This window comes from Alcaligenes pakistanensis, assembly GCF_014652815.1.
In the GTDB taxonomy this organism is placed as follows: Bacteria; Pseudomonadota; Gammaproteobacteria; order Burkholderiales; family Burkholderiaceae_B; genus Alcaligenes; species Alcaligenes pakistanensis.
In genome coordinates, this window is record NZ_BMZN01000004.1 from 230454 (window position 1) to 247337 (window position 16884).

General features: G+C 55.9%; 13 protein-coding genes. 6 read left to right on the forward strand and 7 right to left on the reverse strand.

Annotation, left to right across the window (positions count from 1 at the left end):
- Positions 1-127: 127 nt before the first annotated feature.
- Entirely contained in the window at positions 128-751 is a 624-nt protein-coding gene (locus tag IE156_RS13920; protein ID WP_189393151.1) for a TetR/AcrR family transcriptional regulator, read from the reverse strand.
- A gap of 86 nt (positions 752-837) precedes the next feature.
- Between IE156_RS13920 and IE156_RS13925 the strand changes: the two genes are divergently transcribed.
- The 3 genes from IE156_RS13925 to IE156_RS13935 all read left to right on the forward strand — a co-directional run bounded on the left by IE156_RS13925 (position 838) and on the right by IE156_RS13935 (position 4649).
- Positions 838-2058 carry an arabinose transporter gene (locus IE156_RS13925; RefSeq protein ID WP_189393152.1) on the forward strand — a complete coding sequence of 407 codons (1221 nt, stop codon included), beginning with the start codon at positions 838-840 and terminating at the stop codon, positions 2056-2058.
- Between the two features lie 71 nt (positions 2059-2129).
- Positions 2130-2510 carry a hypothetical protein gene (locus IE156_RS13930; RefSeq protein ID WP_189393153.1) on the forward strand — a complete coding sequence of 127 codons (381 nt, stop codon included), beginning with the start codon at positions 2130-2132 and terminating at the stop codon, positions 2508-2510.
- A gap of 192 nt (positions 2511-2702) precedes the next feature.
- Positions 2703-4649, forward strand: a complete 1947-nt coding sequence (locus IE156_RS13935; protein WP_189393154.1) for an alkaline phosphatase D family protein — start codon at positions 2703-2705, stop codon at positions 4647-4649.
- Between the two features lie 36 nt (positions 4650-4685).
- Here IE156_RS13935 and sorU read toward each other — a convergent pair whose 3' ends face one another.
- The 6 genes from sorU to purN all read right to left on the reverse strand — a co-directional run bounded on the left by sorU (position 4686) and on the right by purN (position 12502).
- Complete coding sequence (gene sorU / locus IE156_RS13940; protein ID WP_189393155.1) at positions 4686-4997, reverse strand: SorU family sulfite dehydrogenase c-type cytochrome subunit; 312 nt, start codon at positions 4995-4997, stop codon at positions 4686-4688.
- Between the two features lie 53 nt (positions 4998-5050).
- Positions 5051-6271, reverse strand: a complete 1221-nt coding sequence (sorT, locus tag IE156_RS13945) for a SorT family sulfite dehydrogenase catalytic subunit (protein ID WP_189393156.1) — start codon at positions 6269-6271, stop codon at positions 5051-5053.
- 508 nt (positions 6272-6779) lie between these two features.
- Positions 6780-9074, reverse strand: coding sequence for a UvrD-helicase domain-containing protein (locus IE156_RS13950; RefSeq protein ID WP_189393157.1), 2295 nt, complete (start codon positions 9072-9074; stop codon positions 6780-6782).
- Complete coding sequence (locus IE156_RS13955) at positions 9071-10297, reverse strand: DesA family fatty acid desaturase (protein WP_189393158.1); 1227 nt, start codon at positions 10295-10297, stop codon at positions 9071-9073. Before IE156_RS13955 ends, IE156_RS13950 begins: the two co-directional genes overlap by 4 nt.
- A gap of 99 nt (positions 10298-10396) precedes the next feature.
- Entirely contained in the window at positions 10397-11812 is a 1416-nt protein-coding gene (locus IE156_RS13960) for an RsmB/NOP family class I SAM-dependent RNA methyltransferase (protein ID WP_229841352.1), read from the reverse strand.
- A gap of 33 nt (positions 11813-11845) precedes the next feature.
- On the reverse strand, positions 11846-12502 hold the full coding sequence (purN, locus tag IE156_RS13965) for a phosphoribosylglycinamide formyltransferase (protein WP_189393159.1): 657 nt from the start codon (positions 12500-12502) through the stop codon (positions 11846-11848).
- A 49-nt stretch (positions 12503-12551) separates the two neighbouring features.
- Here purN and IE156_RS13970 point away from each other — a divergent pair, with 49 nt between their 5' ends.
- The 3 genes from IE156_RS13970 to lspA are packed head-to-tail and all read left to right on the forward strand — an operon-like array spanning position 12552 to position 16873.
- Complete coding sequence (locus tag IE156_RS13970) at positions 12552-13517, forward strand: bifunctional riboflavin kinase/FAD synthetase (protein WP_189393160.1); 966 nt, start codon at positions 12552-12554, stop codon at positions 13515-13517.
- Positions 13507-16347 carry an isoleucine--tRNA ligase gene (ileS, locus tag IE156_RS13975; protein ID WP_189393161.1) on the forward strand — a complete coding sequence of 947 codons (2841 nt, stop codon included), beginning with the start codon at positions 13507-13509 and terminating at the stop codon, positions 16345-16347. The genes IE156_RS13970 and ileS overlap by 11 nt, the downstream gene beginning before the upstream one ends.
- Positions 16340-16873 carry a signal peptidase II gene (gene lspA, locus IE156_RS13980; RefSeq protein WP_189393162.1) on the forward strand — a complete coding sequence of 178 codons (534 nt, stop codon included), beginning with the start codon at positions 16340-16342 and terminating at the stop codon, positions 16871-16873. The genes ileS and lspA overlap by 8 nt, the downstream gene beginning before the upstream one ends.
- Positions 16874-16884: the final 11 nt, after the last annotated feature.

Below are 16884 nucleotides of genomic sequence, written 5' to 3' on the forward strand. Positions count from 1 at the left end.
AACCTGCGTTGGCAGCCAATCTTCTTATTGGGCTCACTGAAGCCTGTCTGAACGGACGGAAACCAAGAAGGCGCCATACCGAAAAGGGTGGCGCCTTTCTTCTGGCTCAGGGAGGCAGCTTGCAGCATCACGCCGAACTGGCACAGCCCAGATAGCCACACAGCAAACCCACAATAGCTTGCTCCACCTGTTCAGGCGGGTAAGGAACACCGGGCGGGATAATCGCGCCGTGAATAAGTGATTCCAAACATTGCATCACCACCCAAGTGGCCAGATCCAGGTCCTGGGGCCCTACCTCGCTGCGATGCTCTTCCAATAGCTGGCGTATACGATTACGGATGCTTTGATCGGCCTGACTCTCGGTGGGCGGCGCATCGAAGAAAGGAAAGTCTTTTTCCAGTACACGATGCAATTCCGGGTCCACCCGATGCGCGGCCAACCAGGCTTGCACTAAGGCCGTCAGCCGCCCCCTTAAATCCAGGGGCCGCGTATCCGCCAGACTACTTTCCATGGCCGTGTTCATCTGCAGCGCATGGCGCTCGTGTAAAGCGGCGATCAAGGAATCCTTGTTAGGGAAATACTGATACACCGATCCCACACTGACTCCGGCCATCTCCGCCACCACATTGGTATTGGTTCCGGCGTAGCCACGCTCGGACAAAACGCGAGCCGTTGCCTCCAAAATGGCTTCCACCAAAGCCCGTGAGCGGCTTTGACGAGGGATACGTCTGGCTTGAGGAAGCGTTGGCATAGAGACTCCAAAGGCGAGTTTTCGATGTGAGCAATTATTCATATTATCTTAAATATCGAGCAATTACTCATGTTTGGAGTTTCTGTATGTCTGTACCCCAATCGGCTCTAGCCACCTCTACGGCGCAGTCCCCACCTGCCGCCCATGTTTTTCGAGCGCTGCTGCCTATTACTCTGGCGGTTTTCATCAGTTTTTTAAGCATAGGCCTGCCCTTACCTGTGCTGCCTTTGCATGTACACAATGCTCTGGAGATGAGCACCCTGGTAGTGGGTTTGGTCATTGGAGCCCAATTCGCAGCCGCCTTGTTCTCGCGTGCCTGGGCCGGCAATCTGGCCGACACGCAAGGGGCCAAGCACGCCATGATGCTGGGCCTGATGGTGATGGGCCTGTCCGGGCTGACCTATATGGCGTCCTTAAGCTTTATCACTACGCCCACCCTGTCGGTCTGGGTGCTGGTCATAGGCCGTATCCTGCTTGGCTGCGGGGAAAGCCTGATCGTGACAGGTGCTTTGAGCTGGGGGATTGGCTTAGTCGGCCCACAGAATGCCGGCAAGGTCATGGCTTGGGTCGGTGTGGCCATGTACGGTGCGTATGCGGTGGGTGCCCCTATTGGGGTAGCCGTCAACCAGGACTATGGCTTTGAGGGCATCTCTATCGCCGGCACTCTTTTGCCTTTGCTGTCTTTGCCACTGCTGCTCAAAGTACGCGCTACTGCCCCTACTGCCTTGCGCCGCACGCCGTTCTACAAAGTGCTCAGTCTGGTTTGGGGCGCCGGTATGGGCTTGCTGCTCTGCAGTGTAGGTTTTGGTAGTCTGACTGCCTTTGTTGCCCTGCTGTTCGCCGACCGCAATTGGGGTAATGCCTCCCTGGCCTTCCCTGCTTTTGGAGTTGCCTTCATTGCCGCGCGAATGCTCTTTGGTCATCTGCCCGACAAACTGGGCGGGGCTCGCGTCGCTTTGCTGTGCGTCTTGATTGAAGCGGTCGGCCTGCTACTGATCTGGGGCGCACAAAGTCCTGCTATCGCCTACCTGGGTGCTGCCTTGACCGGATGGGGCTATTCCCTGGCCTTCCCTGGCTTTGGCGTTGAAGCCGTGCGCCGTGCACCACCAGAGAGCCGAGGGGTCGCCATGGGGGCTTACGTGGCCTTCCTGGACATCTCGCTAGGCATTACGGGTCCTGCCTTGGGCGCAATAGCTGGAGCCTGGGGGATTGGAGCAATTTATCTAGTCAGTGCTCTTGTGGTAAGCCTGTCCGTGTTGGTCGCTATCGCCCTGATGCGTGGCGCCAATCGCAAATCAACTGCCTGAGTCAACCGATTAATGGTACAAAGCAGCGCATTCACTATGAATCATTAATCCGCTTTATCAGGACCTTGCTCATGCACATTGCCATACAAGAATTTCCCCGTATCTGGATCTCGAACGCTTCGCCCTCCAACTGGAAACAGGAATTGGAAGCCTTGCTGGATCAAGGTAAACGCTTTGTCTTGCTGACTCGCGAGCTCCCCGGCCAAGACGGCGCGGACAATGACAAAGAGGAATTTTCGCAGTGGCTCAAAGACCATCGCAGCCGTTTAAGCATCTACTGTGCGGCCAGCCTGGTGGTGGTGAGCAATTCCTTGATAGCCTTTTCCTTGAATGCCTTTGTGGCTCCCTTAAGCGAGAAGTTTGGCTTTCCTGTGCGTGTCGTGCATGAAGATGATCTGGATGCACAAATTACTGCCTTTCTGGCAGCCAGCCCGGAAGTAGCCAATAGCTAAACAGTCCGGCTTCGCCAAGACGCGTAGGCCGACACGTTTCTTGGGCCATCTGCAGTCAGGTGGCCCCGTCTGGCTCTCCATCCAGACTAGAAACTGCAGAGTGAGCGGTGCACACGCATTAACACCTTCAGAACTGCAACTTTATGCGCGCTGCGCTGTCCATTGTCTTTTCTTATTCTGGCTGTAATCCGTTTGAGTCTCTCCACCCCCTCTGCAAGCTTGCCCCCCGTACTGGCGGGCCCTATTTTGCGTCGCCTGGACTCCCAGCGTCTGGTCATATGGCTAGTCGGCAGCACAGCCTTGTCTCTAGACCTACTGCTGGAACCGGAAGGTGCCGCTCCCCAACGCCTTACTCTGGGTTCCAAGCACTGTCGCATCGTGCCAATTGGCCAGCACGCGTTTATCCATTTGATCGATGTAGAACTGGCTAGCCCCCTGCCCCGCGATACCCTTATTCACTACGACCTGCTCACGGCAAGCGACACAGGACAAGAACAAGGGATTGCCGACTGGGCCCCTCATTTGCTCCATGTAGGCCAATCCCGACCCAATTTGGTCCTGGCCAGCCGGGCCGATAATCTGATGTTTGGCTCTTGCCGCAAGCCGCATCACCCGGCCCGTGACGGCCTGGCTCAAGCTGATACGGTGTTAAGCGAGCACATTCGCGAGGCCGATGCGCGACCCGCCTTATTGATGCTGTGCGGCGATCAGGTCTATGCCGACGATGTTGCTGGCCCCATGCTGGCCGCTATTCATGCCTTGATTGAACGGCTGGGATTATTTGGCGAATATCTGGACGGCGCGGTCGTCTCAGACAGCGAGTCGCTGTATCGTCACCCGGCCAGCTACTACCGCCGCGCCGATCTGCTCCCGGCCTTCAAATCTAATGAAGCCCTGCGCGAGCGGTTTTTTGGTGGCGTGGAAAAACCGATTTTCACCACCGCCAATGCACATAACCACTTGGTCACCTTGGCGGAAGTACTGGCCATGTATCTGCTGGTCTGGTCCCCGACTGCCTGGCAGATCATCCCAGAGCCCAAGGCGTCCGAGCTAGAGCCCCAACACCAGCAACGCTGGCAACGTGAAGCCAGCGCACTAGAGGGTTTTAGACAAGACCTGCCTCAAGCGGCACGGCTTCTGGCACATGTACAGACCTTGATGATTTTTGATGACCACGACATCACCGATGACTGGAATCTGTCCGCCAAATGGGAAAGCACGGCCTACGGCCACCCTTTTTCGCGGCGTATCGTGGGGAATGCCTTAGTCGCTTATATGCTGTGTCAAGGCTGGGGGAATCGACCCGAGGTCTTTGCGGCTGTGCTGGATACAACCACCGCCTGGACGAGCAAGACGGATGGACAGCACCGCCTTGATCATCAGACCCAGGATGATCTGATCAAGCAGCTCCTGGCCTTTCAGCAATGGGACTATGTGCTGCGTACCGACCCCGCCATCATCGTGCTGGATACCCGTACCCGCCGCTGGCACAGCCGACGTTTAGCCAGCAGACCATCGGGTTTAATGGACTGGGAATCCTTGACGGAGCTGCAGCATGAATTACTGGATGAGAAGGCAGCAATTATCGTGTCGCCCACCCCTATGTTCGGTGTGAAGCTGATTGAGGTCATTCAAAGAATCTGCACCTATGCCGGCTTTGCCCTGACCGTTGATGCAGAAAACTGGATGGCACACCGGGGCGCCGCCAATACTATGCTTAATATCTTTCGGCATTCCCGCACGCCCGGTAATTACGTAATCCTGTCCGGCGACGTGCATTATTCCTTCGCCTACGATGTGCAGGTGCGCCACAGCAAACAAGTCCCACATATCTGGCAAATCACCAGTAGCGGCATCAAGAACGAGTTTCCACCCGAGCTCTTGAACTGGCTGGATCGTCTGAACCGTTGGTTATATTCGCCACGCTCGCCCTTGAACTGGTTTACCCAGCGCCGCGACTTAAGCATCAGCCCTCGCCTGCCGAATCAACGCCAACAAGGAGAACGAGTCTGGAATGGCTCAGGAATAGGTCAGATCTGGCTGGACGAGCAAGGCCGCCCAGATCGAATCTTGCACCACAATGCCAACAAAAAGCCGCCTACCGAATTCTTGCCCCCGGATCAGGAGGAGAATGAGTAAGGCGGCTAGTGTCTGGCAAAGACAGCGGGCGTGGATTTATTGACCCGCTACCGAGCTGACATACGTGGCGATCGCATCACGCTCTTCGTCACTTAAGGTTTGCGCAAAGGAAGGCATCGCGCCCATTCCTTCTTTCATCACCTTCAAAATCTGCTCTTTGGAGGGCTGCAATTCATCCAGATCAGGACCAATGGCGCCGGCCGAACCCGCATCAGCCAAGGTATGACAGACCGCACAGGCGATAGGTTTGGCACTGCTGGCAAACAAGGTTTTGCCTTGTTCATCGGCATGGGCCTGGCCCGACACAGCGAACAAACAGGTAGCAGCAACAGCAAGGTATTTCTTCATGACTTCCTTCCAAACCCGCCCCGACGAATCGGGGCGGCTACAACATTCAATACTTAGGCAACCGTGACAGGCAGCATGTGATCGCGCCAGCTATTGTTCAAATAACCATGGCTGTTGGCAACGCGCTCTTCAGGCTGAACCGTGCCCGCTTCGCTAGTCGCACGGCTGGCGATTTCGTATTGGCCGGGCTTTAATTCCATACCCACCACGAATTGACGCCAGGCGTACTTGCCCAGATCCGGTCCCACGAAATTGGCCTTGACCCAGTTCTTGCCACCGTCCACGGACACTTCAACTTCTTTAGCCGCAGACATGCCACCGAAAGCCAAACCTTGGATCTGCACCAAGCCTGCTTTCAAATCTTCACCAGATTCGCCATTGGGGCTGGTGATCCAGGACTTGACCGGCATTTCCCACACCGACTCCTGGTTCACATTGGTCTTTTCGCCCATAGGCGTCATGCGGTAGCTGTTTTGCTGAATGCTGGCAGCTGACTGGTCTTTACTGAAGGCCAGTTGCTTGATGTACTTAACGTTGTTCACGCCGGTGTAACCGGGCACGATCAAACGCAAAGGACCACCGTGTGCCAAAGGAATGGGCTGACCGTTGATTTCCCAAGCCAGGATTGCATCATCAATGGCTTCCAGTGGAAGCGAGCGCTCCACCATGATGGTATTGGGATCCAAACCTTCTGGAATATCCTCGCCGCCTGTGCCAGTCATGAATTTGGCACCGGCTTCCATACCGCCTGTCGCTTCCAGCACGGCCTTGATAGGTACGCCTGAGAACACGATGCAGCCAGCTGCACCCACAGTCCATTTGGTACCGCTGGGTTTTTCAGGGAAGTAAGCACGGCCGTTGCCGGAACATTGCAGCACCATAGGCACTGCTACCAGGCCCAGGCGCTTCAGCTCGGCCACGGTCATGTCTTTAGGGTTTTTAACACCCTTGATCGACAGTACCCACGCGTCTGGATCAGCAACGATCTGTTCAGACGGGGGAGCCACGTTATTGCGTACGAACAAGCGATCCAAGGGGGTAATCAAACCCGAACCAAATGCGCTGCGTTTGGTTTCAATGGTGTTAGCGCTATGTACGATCAAGCTGTCCAGGTGTTTCCAGGATGCATAAGCCGGCAGCGCCTTAGCCTGCGTTTTGGCCTTTTCCTGTGCCAGTGCCGCAGACAAAGGTGTCAAGCTTGCGGTGCCAGCCAAAGCCATGACCCCGCCCGTAGACAAAAGCATGCGCCGGCGTGAGAGATTGCTGGGTTCCATGATCGCCTCCATGTGTGTTTGTTATCTGTAATTAGTTTAGGCTTCGATTTTATGGGGGCGCTCACTTTATAACTAGAATTTATAACCCTTATATATAACGGGAATATGGCGCTTATAGGGTATCAAGAAGTCCCTTGAGAGGCGCTTGAAATAAGGCTTACAGAAAATCTTCGTATATTTCCAAGAAGCAAATCAAGGTCAACAATCTTAAAAATTGAATGGGTAAGAGAGCCGGGGCGGTGCTTCCTACCTGCTACCTGAAATAGGGAAAACCACGATAGAGACGAGATGTTTGAATATTTGCCTCATCAAAAATCGGAATTTAACGGGTCTTTTTAATGCCCTGCTACTTGGGCGCATGAAAGCGCTGAGCTCGCCCTGGCTGATAAGAGAAGCAAACATACAGAGGCCGGGCCAACAAAATCCTCAGCCACAACAAACATCTCTCCATGAAAAAAGCCCCCGAGTCGGGGGCTTTCAAACTGTCCACTAGTCGTAGAAAAGCTGTCTAGCTAACCGTGTCCAGCTTGGCAATCGCCAAGGCCAGGGTCTTGCTACCCACCTCACGGAACTGGATCAATGCTTGCGCATCGTCGCCCTGCCCCGTCAGATTGATAATCGTGCCTTCACCAAAACGGCTGTGCTGCACGCCCTGCCCGACACGGAAGGACTGGCCGTTCACTTCCAACACGCTGGTGTGACTGCGTCCGCCATAAGGCTGCGCCGAACGGCTTTTGTCTTTGGACTCCCAGCTTTGACCACGACGGAATGCTCCCGAGCTAGCCTCGGATTGCATGGGTGTGCTGGCGTAACGGGCTGACAACCACTTGATGTGTTGTTCAGGCAATTCATCCAGAAAGCGTGAACGCATGGCATAACGCGTTTGTCCGTGCAGCATGCGGCTTTGCGCCAAAGTAATGTACAAGCGCTGACGCGCCCGCGTAATCGCCACGTACATCAAACGACGCTCTTCCTCGATGCCACCCGGATCAAACAAGCTGTTCTCATGAGGGAACAAACCCTCTTCCAAGCCAGTAATGAAGACCGCATCAAACTCCAGGCCCTTGGCAGCATGAATCGTCATCAGCTGAATGGCGTCCTGCCCTGCCTGAGCCTGATTATCCCCAGCTTCCAGCGAAGCGTGAGTCAGGAAAGAGCCCAAAGGCGACATGGGAGCCAGCACCGACGCCAGTGGCTGGTCCGGATTCTGCATGGCTTGCTGCGACTCGCCCGGAACGGCCTCAGGCACACGACCCGCTGGCAGTTCGGCAAAGCCTTCTTCACCCACAAAAACAGTGGCCGCGTTCACCAATTCCTGCAAGTTCTCCAGTCGTTCCGCACCTTCACGGTCCGCCTGGTAATGCGCCAGCAAGGTACTGTCATGGACTACATGCTCAATGAGTTCAGGCAAAGACAAGATCTGGGCCTGACTGGCCATGTCTTGAATCAAATTGGCGAAGCGCAGCAAACCAGCAGCAGCCCGACCTTGCAGGTAGGGAATCGCACGCAGCAAGCTGGTACCGCGCTCTCGGGCCAGATCCGCTAACTGCTCAACGGAACGGGCACCAATACCGCGTGTCGGAAAGTTCACGATACGCAAAAATGCCGTGTCATCATCCGCGTTATCCATCAAGCGCAGATACGCCAGTACATGCTTGATTTCCTGACGCTCGAAGAAGCGATGGCCGCCATACACTTTGTAGGGCAACCCTTGGGAAAACAGCCTGTGCTCAATGACTCGCGACTGGGCGTTACTGCGATACAAGATAGCAATCTCGCGACGCGGCTTGCCTTCAGCGATCAGGGCACGGACTTCATCCACAATCCACTGCGCTTCAAGGGCATCGGAAGCCAGTTCGCTGATGCGTACCAGCTCGCCCTCGCCACTATTAGTCCACAAATTCTTGCCCAGGCGACCGCTATTGTTCTCGATCAGCGCATTGGCCGAATCCAGAATATGGCCGCAAGAACGGTAGTTCTGCTCCAGGCGAATCACATTACCACGGGCGTAGTCGCGCTCAAAGTCGGCCATATTGCCCACATTCGCACCACGGAAGGCATAGATAGACTGGTCGTCGTCGCCCACCGCAAACATGCTGGCCTGATCGCCCGCCAGAAGACGCAACCAGCGGTACTGCAGCACGTTAGTGTCCTGGAATTCATCAACCAGAATATGTTTGAAGCGGCGCTGATAATGCTCTCGAATAGGCGCATTGCGCGACAGCAGTTCGTAAGCACGCAGCAGCAGCTCGCCAAAGTCGACCACACCCTCACGTTCGCACTGCTCTTGATAAAGCTGATAGAGCTCAATCAGGCGGCGACGGTGGGGATCATGCGCGTCAAGGTCTCCGGGACGCTGGCCGTCTTCTTTGCAGGCATTGATGAACTTCTGAATTTCCTTGGGTGGAAATTTCTCGTCGTCCACATTATTAGCCTTGATCAAACGCTTGATGGAGGCCAATTGGTCTGCCATATCCAGAATCTGGAAAGTCTGCACCAAACCGGCATCCCGGTAGTGCATACGCAGCAAGCGATTGCACAGACCATGAAAGGTCCCGACCCACATTCCGCGGGTATCGATAGGCAATAAAGAAGTAAGCCGCGTCAGCATTTCGCGCGCGGCTTTGTTGGTGAAGGTAACAGCGGCTAGGCCGTGTGGGCTGACCTGCCCGGTCTGGATTAACCAGGCCATTCGGGAGGTCAGTACACTGGTTTTTCCGCTACCCGCTCCGGCCAGCACCAGGGCATGGCCAGAGGGGAGAGTAACGGCGGCTCGCTGTTCCGGATTTAAGCGATCCATCATGCCGCGTAGCGGCGCAGACGCAAGGCGAACTGCTCAAGACTTTCAATGCCGCTTTGCTGAGCACGCTGGCACCAAGCGCGCAAATCAGTCAGCAACTGCTCGCTGGAGGCACTGGAGCTTTCCCAGATACCGGCCAGTTCACGTTGCATGCGGACCAGGATGGACAGGCGGGAGTCGCCAGCCGCTACAGTTTCCAGTTCAGCGCGTTGTTCCGGCGCCAGAACGTCGTCACCACGGCCAATCCAGTCGTTGCAGCTTTCCAGCAGAGACCAAGAGCAATTTGGATTGTCCTTGTTCACTTGCGGTTTCAGACGGGCAATTTCTTCAGACGCCGTAGTCTTGATGATGTCGGCGTAACGGGCCAAGATTTCGTAGCGGTGGGTAATCACACCTTGCAAGGTAGCCAGGCTGATGCCATCGATAGGTGCGTTGGAGGCCACGCTGGGTTCCAAACGCAGCTTAGGCGCAACCTTCTTGACCTTGGCCAAACCCAGCGCTTTCAGCACGGTGATATAGCACCAACCCAAGTCAAATTCGTACCATTTGCTGGAGAACTTGGCCGAGGTGCCATAGGCGTGGTGGTTATTGTGCAGCTCTTCACCACCAATGATGATGCCCCAAGGGAACACGTTGGTGCTGGTATCCGGGCTGGCAAAGTTACGGTAACCAATAGCGTGACCCAAACCGTTAACCACACCGGCTGCCCAGAAAGGAATCCAGGCCATCTGGATCGCCCAGACAGTCAGACCCAGCAGACCGAACAGGAACAGATCAATACCCAGCATGATGACAATACCCAACATGCTGTACTTGCTGTACAGGTTGCGCTCAAGCCAGTCATCGGGCGTGCCGTGACCAAAGCGCTTCAAGGTTTCAGGATTAGTCGCTTCCTGGCGGTACAGCTCGGCACCACGGAAGAACACTTTACCCAGACCAAAAACCACGGGCGAATGCGGATCGCCTTCGCGCTCGCATTTGGCGTGGTGTTTACGGTGAATAGCCACCCACTCTTTGGTGACCATACCGGTGGTCATCCAGAGCCAGAAGCGGAAGAAATGCATAACGGCCGGATGCAGATCCAGCCCACGGTGCGCCTGACTACGGTGTAGAAAGACGGTCACTGCCACAATAGTGACATGTGTCAGTGCTAAAACGACAAGGACGAACTGCCACCAAGAAAGTTGCAGCCATCCATCGGCGAGATAAGAGAGAAACGATTGCATAGACCCTTTTAGACCTGAACTTTGTTAAGGGAAACCAGAAAAGTGTATCCCACCCAACTAGTTAACATTAACATTATTTAAGGACGAACTTGCTTTAAATCAAGCACTTTCAGTGATTCGTTCCAGTGCCGCACCGAAAAAACAGTCGGTCTGGTGACGGTCCGTGCGCAGATTCAGATAAGGCCCCTCTAGCGCGAGAGCCGGACATTTGTCCTTCAAGATTTCCCGGGCGTCCAACAATCGGAACTCGGGGTGCTTGTCCAAGAATGCCTGCACCTGTTGCTCGTTTTCCTCTGGTAAGAAACTGCATGTTGCATAAACCAAACGACCCCCGGGAGCCACGCAGGCAGCGGCCTGTTCCAGAATGTCGGCTTGCATCTTAGTGTACTGCTCCAGAGCTTGTGGGTGTTGACGCCACTTAAGATCAGGATTTCGACGTAAAGTTCCCAAACCACTGCAAGGAGCATCCACCAAGACACGGTGAGCCTTGCCATGCAGGCGGCGTACACGCTGATCGCCCTCTTCCTGAATAACCACAGGCACCACATTGGACAGACCCGCACGCGCAAAGCGTGGCTTGGCCTTGCTCAAGCGGCTAGCGGACACGTCAAAGGCGTAGAGACGGCCTGTAGAGCGCATCAAGGCGCCCAACAACAAGGATTTGCCGCCGGCACCCGCGCAGTAATCAATAACCATCTCGCCACGTCGTGGCTCCAGCAAGGCGGTCAGCAACTGGCTGCCCTCTTCCTGAATTTCCAGCTCGCCTTTTTCATACTGTGGCCATACGGCGACAGATGGGCGGCCTTCGATCCGAATACCCCAAGGTGAAAATGGCATGGCTACCGGTTTGAAACGAGCCATAGGACCATTTTGCAGCTGGCGCAGCACCGTATCACGTTCGGCTTTCATCGGATTGACGCGCAAATCCAGCAAAGCCTGCTCGTTCATCGCCTGCATCAGCTTGTAGGACTCTGGAATTTGCGTCAGGCGCTCTTCCAGCCACTCTGGCAGGCTCAGGCGTACGCCTACCGGCAAACCTTCAACATTCAGGGAGCGGATATGGCTTAGCCACTGACGCTCGTCCTCAGCCAGTCCCAAGGACAGCTCTTGCTGACCAATGGCGGTAGACAGGCCCAAAATAGCCAGGCGACGGGTCGACGGGCCCACACCACTTTCAGCCCAGTTGCGGTACTGACGCAGATGGCGCAGCACATCAAAAACAGACTCACGGATCTCGGCGCGGTCACGCGAGCCCATTTTGGGACGAGTACGGGCCCAGCGGGTCAGGGCCAGATCGGCGGGATGTTTCCACTGCAATACTTCACCCAGGGCGCTGGCAACCTGCTCCAGGCGGCGCTGCGCGATCGCTCCCGGTTCGGGAGGGCCAGAGGGCTTGTCGCGGCGTGCGTCATAGGGACGCCCACGCGCTCCGGACTCATTACGCTGCGTCGACGAAGATGGACGCTTGCGGTCCGAGCGGCCACGCTCAGGGCGGGATTGTTGATGATCAGACATGAATATTGAAAAATTCCAAATAGCCCGCTCAAATCAGGCGGGAAAATAAAAGCCGCGATGCGCTAGCCCGGCAACCTCAACACGGCCATCGGCCTGCAACTGGACTCGCCCTTCAATCAGCCAGCGCACAGCGGCTGTATAGACAGGGTGCTCGGTCGCCAGAACGCGCTGGGCCAACGTTTGCGCATCATCGCCGTGCAACACGGGCACGATACTTTGAGCAATGATGGGGCCGTCATCGAGCACAGGGGTCACAAAGTGCACCGAGCAGCCATGAAACTGTACGCCAGCGTCGAGTGCTTGTTGATGGGTATTCAAACCAGGAAAGCTAGGAAGCAAGGATGGGTGTATATTGATGAGCTTGCCTGCATAGTGCTGAACAAATTCTGTGCTCAGGATACGCATGAATCCCGCAAGTAGAACATAATCTGGCTGGTAGCGGTCAATCACACGTGCCAAAGCCTGATCAAAGGCTTCACGTGTTGCAAATTCGCGATGCGACACTGTCTCGGTAGGCAGCCCTTGGCGCTGCGCCCACTCCAGTCCGGGCGCATCACCCTTGTTAGAGATGACCGCCTCGATGCGGCCATTTAAGCCCGCTGTCTTGATCAGTTCGCCAATGGCCTGCAAGTTAGAGCCCCGGCCTGAAATAAGCACAACCAGGCGACAAGGTAGGGTGGAATCGGTCAAAATCCTGTTTCCCGAGAAATAACGAATCCAAAATTGTAAACTCTCGCTTGTGAAATCTGATCTAAAACTCTATCGCTCTCTGCCGCGGCGCAACAGCACGGCCCGCAGCGCCGTCACCATTGGCAACTTTGATGGGGTGCATCTGGGCCATCAGGCCATCTTGCATCGCGTCAACGAAGTGGCCCGGCAACAAGGGCTCAGTTCCTGTGTGATGACCTTTACGCCGCATCCACGCGCCTTTTTTGCGCAGCGCGGCCAACGGCCCGAGCTGATTCCCACACAAATTAGCGGCCTGCGCGACAAAGTCGAAGCCCTGCACCACTGTGGCATTGAACAAGTTTATCTGGCCCGCTTTAACCAAGCCATGGCCGATATGTCGGCCGCCACCTTTATTGAAGAGATTCTGGTCCAGGGTCTGAATACCGGCTGGCTGCTGGTGGGCGAAGATTTCCGCTACGGCCACAAACGCGCTGGCGACATCGAAATGCTGCGCGCCGCTGGCAAGCGCCACGGGTTCAGCGTCGAGACCTTGCACGATGTTGCCGATGCCGATAGCCGGCGTATCTCCAGCTCGGAAGTACGCACAGCCCTGGCCGTAGGCCAGCTCGACCGCGCCCGTGCGCTGCTGGGCAAACCCTTTCATCTTAGTGGCCATGTCATTCATGGTCAGAAACTGGGCCGGGACATTGGCTACCCGACCCTGAACGTGCGCGTTCCCGAGCACTGTGCCGCCCGATCGGGGGTCTATGTCGTACGGGTCCACGGACTGACCGGGCAAGCTCTGCCCGGCATTGCCTCTTTAGGGGTACGCCCAACCGTCGTGGACCAGGGACGGTTGCTGTTAGAGGTGCATTTACTGGACCAACGCCTGGATGCTTACGGTAAACTTGCCCGTATAGAATTTCTGGAATTCGTCAGGGACGAAGAAAAATTCCCGGACCTCATCACCATGATCGCCGCCATCGACAACGATGCACAACGCGCTCGCGACTACTTTGCTTCAAATGGACTATAAAAACTCTCTCAATTTGCCCGACACCCCCTTTCCCATGCGTGGCGACCTCGCCAAACGTGAGCCGGGCTGGATTAACCAGTGGGAAGAAAACAAAGTCTATGCAGCAATTCGGCAAGCCAGTGCCGGTCGTCCAAAATTTATTTTGCACGATGGCCCTCCCTATGCGAATGGTGACATTCACATCGGCCATGCGGTCAATAAGATTCTGAAAGACGTCATTGTCAAAAGCCGCAACATGGCTGGCTTTGACGCGCAATATGTGCCTGGTTGGGACTGCCACGGCATGCCCATTGAGGTCCAGATTGAAAAGCTGTACGGCAAGAACATGCCTGTGGCTGATGTGCAGGCCAAGGCACGTGCCTATGCTCTGGAGCAAATTAATAGCCAACGCAAAGACTTCAAACGTCTGGGCGTGCTGGCCGATTGGGAACGTCCTTACCTGACCATGAATTTCAGCAACGAAGCCGACGAGCTACGTGTGCTGTCCAAGATCATGCAAAAAGGCTTTGTGTTCCGTGGTCTGAAACCGGTGAACTGGTGTTTTGACTGTGGTTCGGCCTTGGCCGAGGCCGAGGTCGAATACGCGGACCGCACAGACCCTTCCGTGCACGTGGCCTTCCCCTTTGCCCAGAAAGACAAATTGGCTGCCGCCTTTAGCGTGGACAGCGTGGACGATGGCGCCATCGTTATCTGGACCACCACCCCCTGGACCATTCCTGCCAACCAGGCTCTGAATGTGCACCCGGAAATCAGCTACGCCCTGGTCAAGCTGGACAGCCCACGCGCTACCGGTTCCATGCTGATTGTGGCTGAAGATCTGGTGAAATCCTGCCTGGAACAATGGGGTTTGAACGGTCAAGTCCTTGCGACCACGACAGGCGAAGCTTTGAACCTGATCGAGTTTGATCATCCATTAGCCAAAGTGGACGCAGGCTACCAGCGCCGCTCCCCCGTGTACCTGGGCGATTACGTCACCCTGGATAGCGGCACCGGTGTGGTGCACTCGGCTCCTGCCTACGGTATTGAGGACTTTATCTCCTGCAAAGCCCACGGCATGAAAGACGACGATATGCTCAAGCCTGTGATGGGCTCGGGTCACTATGCCGACACCTTGCCTTTGTTTGGTGGCCTGATGATCTGGAAGGCCAATCCACTGATCGTGGAAACCTTGCAGAACGCGGGCACCTTGCTAAAGACCGAGCAGCACCCACACAGCTACATGCACTGCTGGCGTCACAAGACACCCATCATTTACCGTGCCACCAGCCAATGGTTCGCCGGTATGGACAAGGAAAACACCAGCGGCCGCAGCCTGCGTGAAATGGCACTGGAAGCCATTGATAACACCGAGTTCTACCCCTCCTGGGGCCGTGCACGCCTGCACGCCATGATCGCCAACCGTCCAGACTGGACCTTGTCGCGTCAGCGTCAATGGGGCGTGCCGATGGCTTTCTTCGTTCATAAAGAAACGGGCGAGCTACACCCACGCACTCCAGAGCTGATGGAGCAAGTGGCCGAGCGTATCGAGAAAAGCGGTATCGAGGCCTGGCAAAATCTGGACCCACGCGATATCTTGGGCGACGAGGCTGATCTGTACGAGAAAAACCGTGACACGCTGGACGTCTGGTTTGACTCGGGCACCACGCACGCCACCGTCTTGGGCGGCAAAGACCACACCACCCACGGCTCGCACGCCGACATCATGCAATGGCCTGCCGACCTGTACCTGGAAGGCTCAGACCAACACCGTGGCTGGTTCCATTCGTCCTTGCTGACCGGCTGCATGCTGTACGGCCGTGCTCCCTACAAAGCCTTGCTGACCCACGGTTTTGTGGTGGACGGCAATGGCCGCAAGATGAGCAAATCGTTGGGCAACATCATCAAGCCGCAAGAAATTGCCGACAAAATGGGTGCCGAGATCATGCGTCTGTGGGCTGCGTCCACCGACTACTCGGGCGAGTTGTCCATTTCTGATGAAATTCTGAAACGTGTCGTGGAAGGCTACCGCCGTATCCGCAACACCTTGAAATTCCTGCTGGGCAACCTGGCTGACTTCGATCCCGCGCAGCACGCTGTCCCTGTGGACCAGCTAACCGAGATCGACCGTTACGCCCTGCAAATGACGGCTGACATGCAAGCCGAATTGCTGGAGAACTATCAGCGTTACGAGTTCCACCCTATCGTGGCTCGCTTGCAGACTTTCTGCTCCGAAGACCTCGGTGCGTTCTACCTGGATATTCTGAAAGACCGTCTGTACACCACCGCTAAGGATGGACTGCCACGTCGCTCGGCACAAACGGCTCTGTATCACCTGACACAAACTCTGCTCAAGTTGATGGCGCCTATCCTGTCCTTCACGGCAGAGGAAGCTTGGGTCGACATGCACGGTGGTTCGGTGCCAAGTGGCACCATCTTCACCGAGCTATTCCACGCCCTGCCCGAGCAAGGTGAACAAGCGGCACTCAGCACCAAATGGCAGCGTCTGCGTGCTATCCGTGCCGATGTAATGCGCCGCATTGAAGATGTGCGCAGCACAGGCGCCATCGGTTCGTCCTTGGCCGCCGAGATCGACATTTACGCCAATGGCGAAGATCTGGAGTTCCTGCAATCCCTGGGCCAGGACCTGCGCTTCATGTTGATCGTCTCACGTGCCGACGTACACGCCGGTGAAGGCGATTTGCGAATCGACGTCACCCCAACTGAACAGGCCAAGTGTGAACGTTGCTGGCACCACCGCCCCGACGTAGGACAGAGCGCCGAGCACCCCACCCTGTGTGGTCGTTGCGAGGACAATCTGTTTGGCGAAGGCGAAGTGCGTCACCATGCCTGATAAGGATATGGCCCCTTCTCCCGGCCAGGCCCGACTGCCCTCACGGCAGTTCTGGGCCTGGATTGGTCTGGCCGCCTTTATTGTCGGCCTGGACCAATGGACCAAACAGTATTTCAACAGCAACCTGTTCTATCAGGAACGTTGGAATATCCTGCCCTTTTTTGACTTCACCTTGCTGTACAACCCCGGTGCCGCCTTCAGCTTTCTGGCTGGCGGCCAAGGTTGGCAGCGTTGGTTCTTCGTGGGCATCGCTGCGGTCGCCACCGTGTTTATCGTGACCATGCTGCGTCGCTCGGCCAAACAACCTTTGTTCTGCCTATCGCTCAGCCTGATTCTGGGTGGTGCCATCGGCAACGTGCTTGATCGCCTGATGCACGGACACGTGGTAGATTTTCTGCTGTTCTACTGGAATCAATCCTACTTTCCCGCCTTCAATATTGCCGACGTTGCCATCAGTTGTGGTGCTGCTTTATTGGTGCTGGACGAGTTCATGCGCATGCGCCGCAACAAACGACAGCGCTCCTGAGTCTGTAAGGA

What these genes read in the sequence shown, in the direction of transcription:
- IE156_RS13920 (WP_189393151.1), bottom strand. Translation starts at nt 751, where the DNA reads ATGCCAACGCTTCCTCAAGCCAGACGTATCCCTCGTCAAAGCCGCTCA.
- IE156_RS13925 (WP_189393152.1), top strand. Translation starts at nt 838, where the DNA reads ATGTCTGTACCCCAATCGGCTCTAGCCACCTCTACGGCGCAGTCCCCA.
- IE156_RS13930 (WP_189393153.1), top strand. Translation starts at nt 2,130, where the DNA reads ATGCACATTGCCATACAAGAATTTCCCCGTATCTGGATCTCGAACGCT.
- sorU (WP_189393155.1), bottom strand. Translation starts at nt 4,997, where the DNA reads ATGAAGAAATACCTTGCTGTTGCTGCTACCTGTTTGTTCGCTGTGTCG.
- sorT (WP_189393156.1), bottom strand. Translation starts at nt 6,271, where the DNA reads ATGGAACCCAGCAATCTCTCACGCCGGCGCATGCTTTTGTCTACGGGC.
- IE156_RS13950 (WP_189393157.1), bottom strand. Translation starts at nt 9,074, where the DNA reads ATGATGGATCGCTTAAATCCGGAACAGCGAGCCGCCGTTACTCTCCCC.
- IE156_RS13955 (WP_189393158.1), bottom strand. Translation starts at nt 10,297, where the DNA reads ATGCAATCGTTTCTCTCTTATCTCGCCGATGGATGGCTGCAACTTTCT.
- IE156_RS13960 (WP_229841352.1), bottom strand. Translation starts at nt 11,812, where the DNA reads ATGTCTGATCATCAACAATCCCGCCCTGAGCGTGGCCGCTCGGACCGC.
- ileS (WP_189393161.1), top strand. Translation starts at nt 13,507, where the DNA reads ATGGACTATAAAAACTCTCTCAATTTGCCCGACACCCCCTTTCCCATG.
- lspA (WP_189393162.1), top strand. Translation starts at nt 16,340, where the DNA reads ATGCCTGATAAGGATATGGCCCCTTCTCCCGGCCAGGCCCGACTGCCC.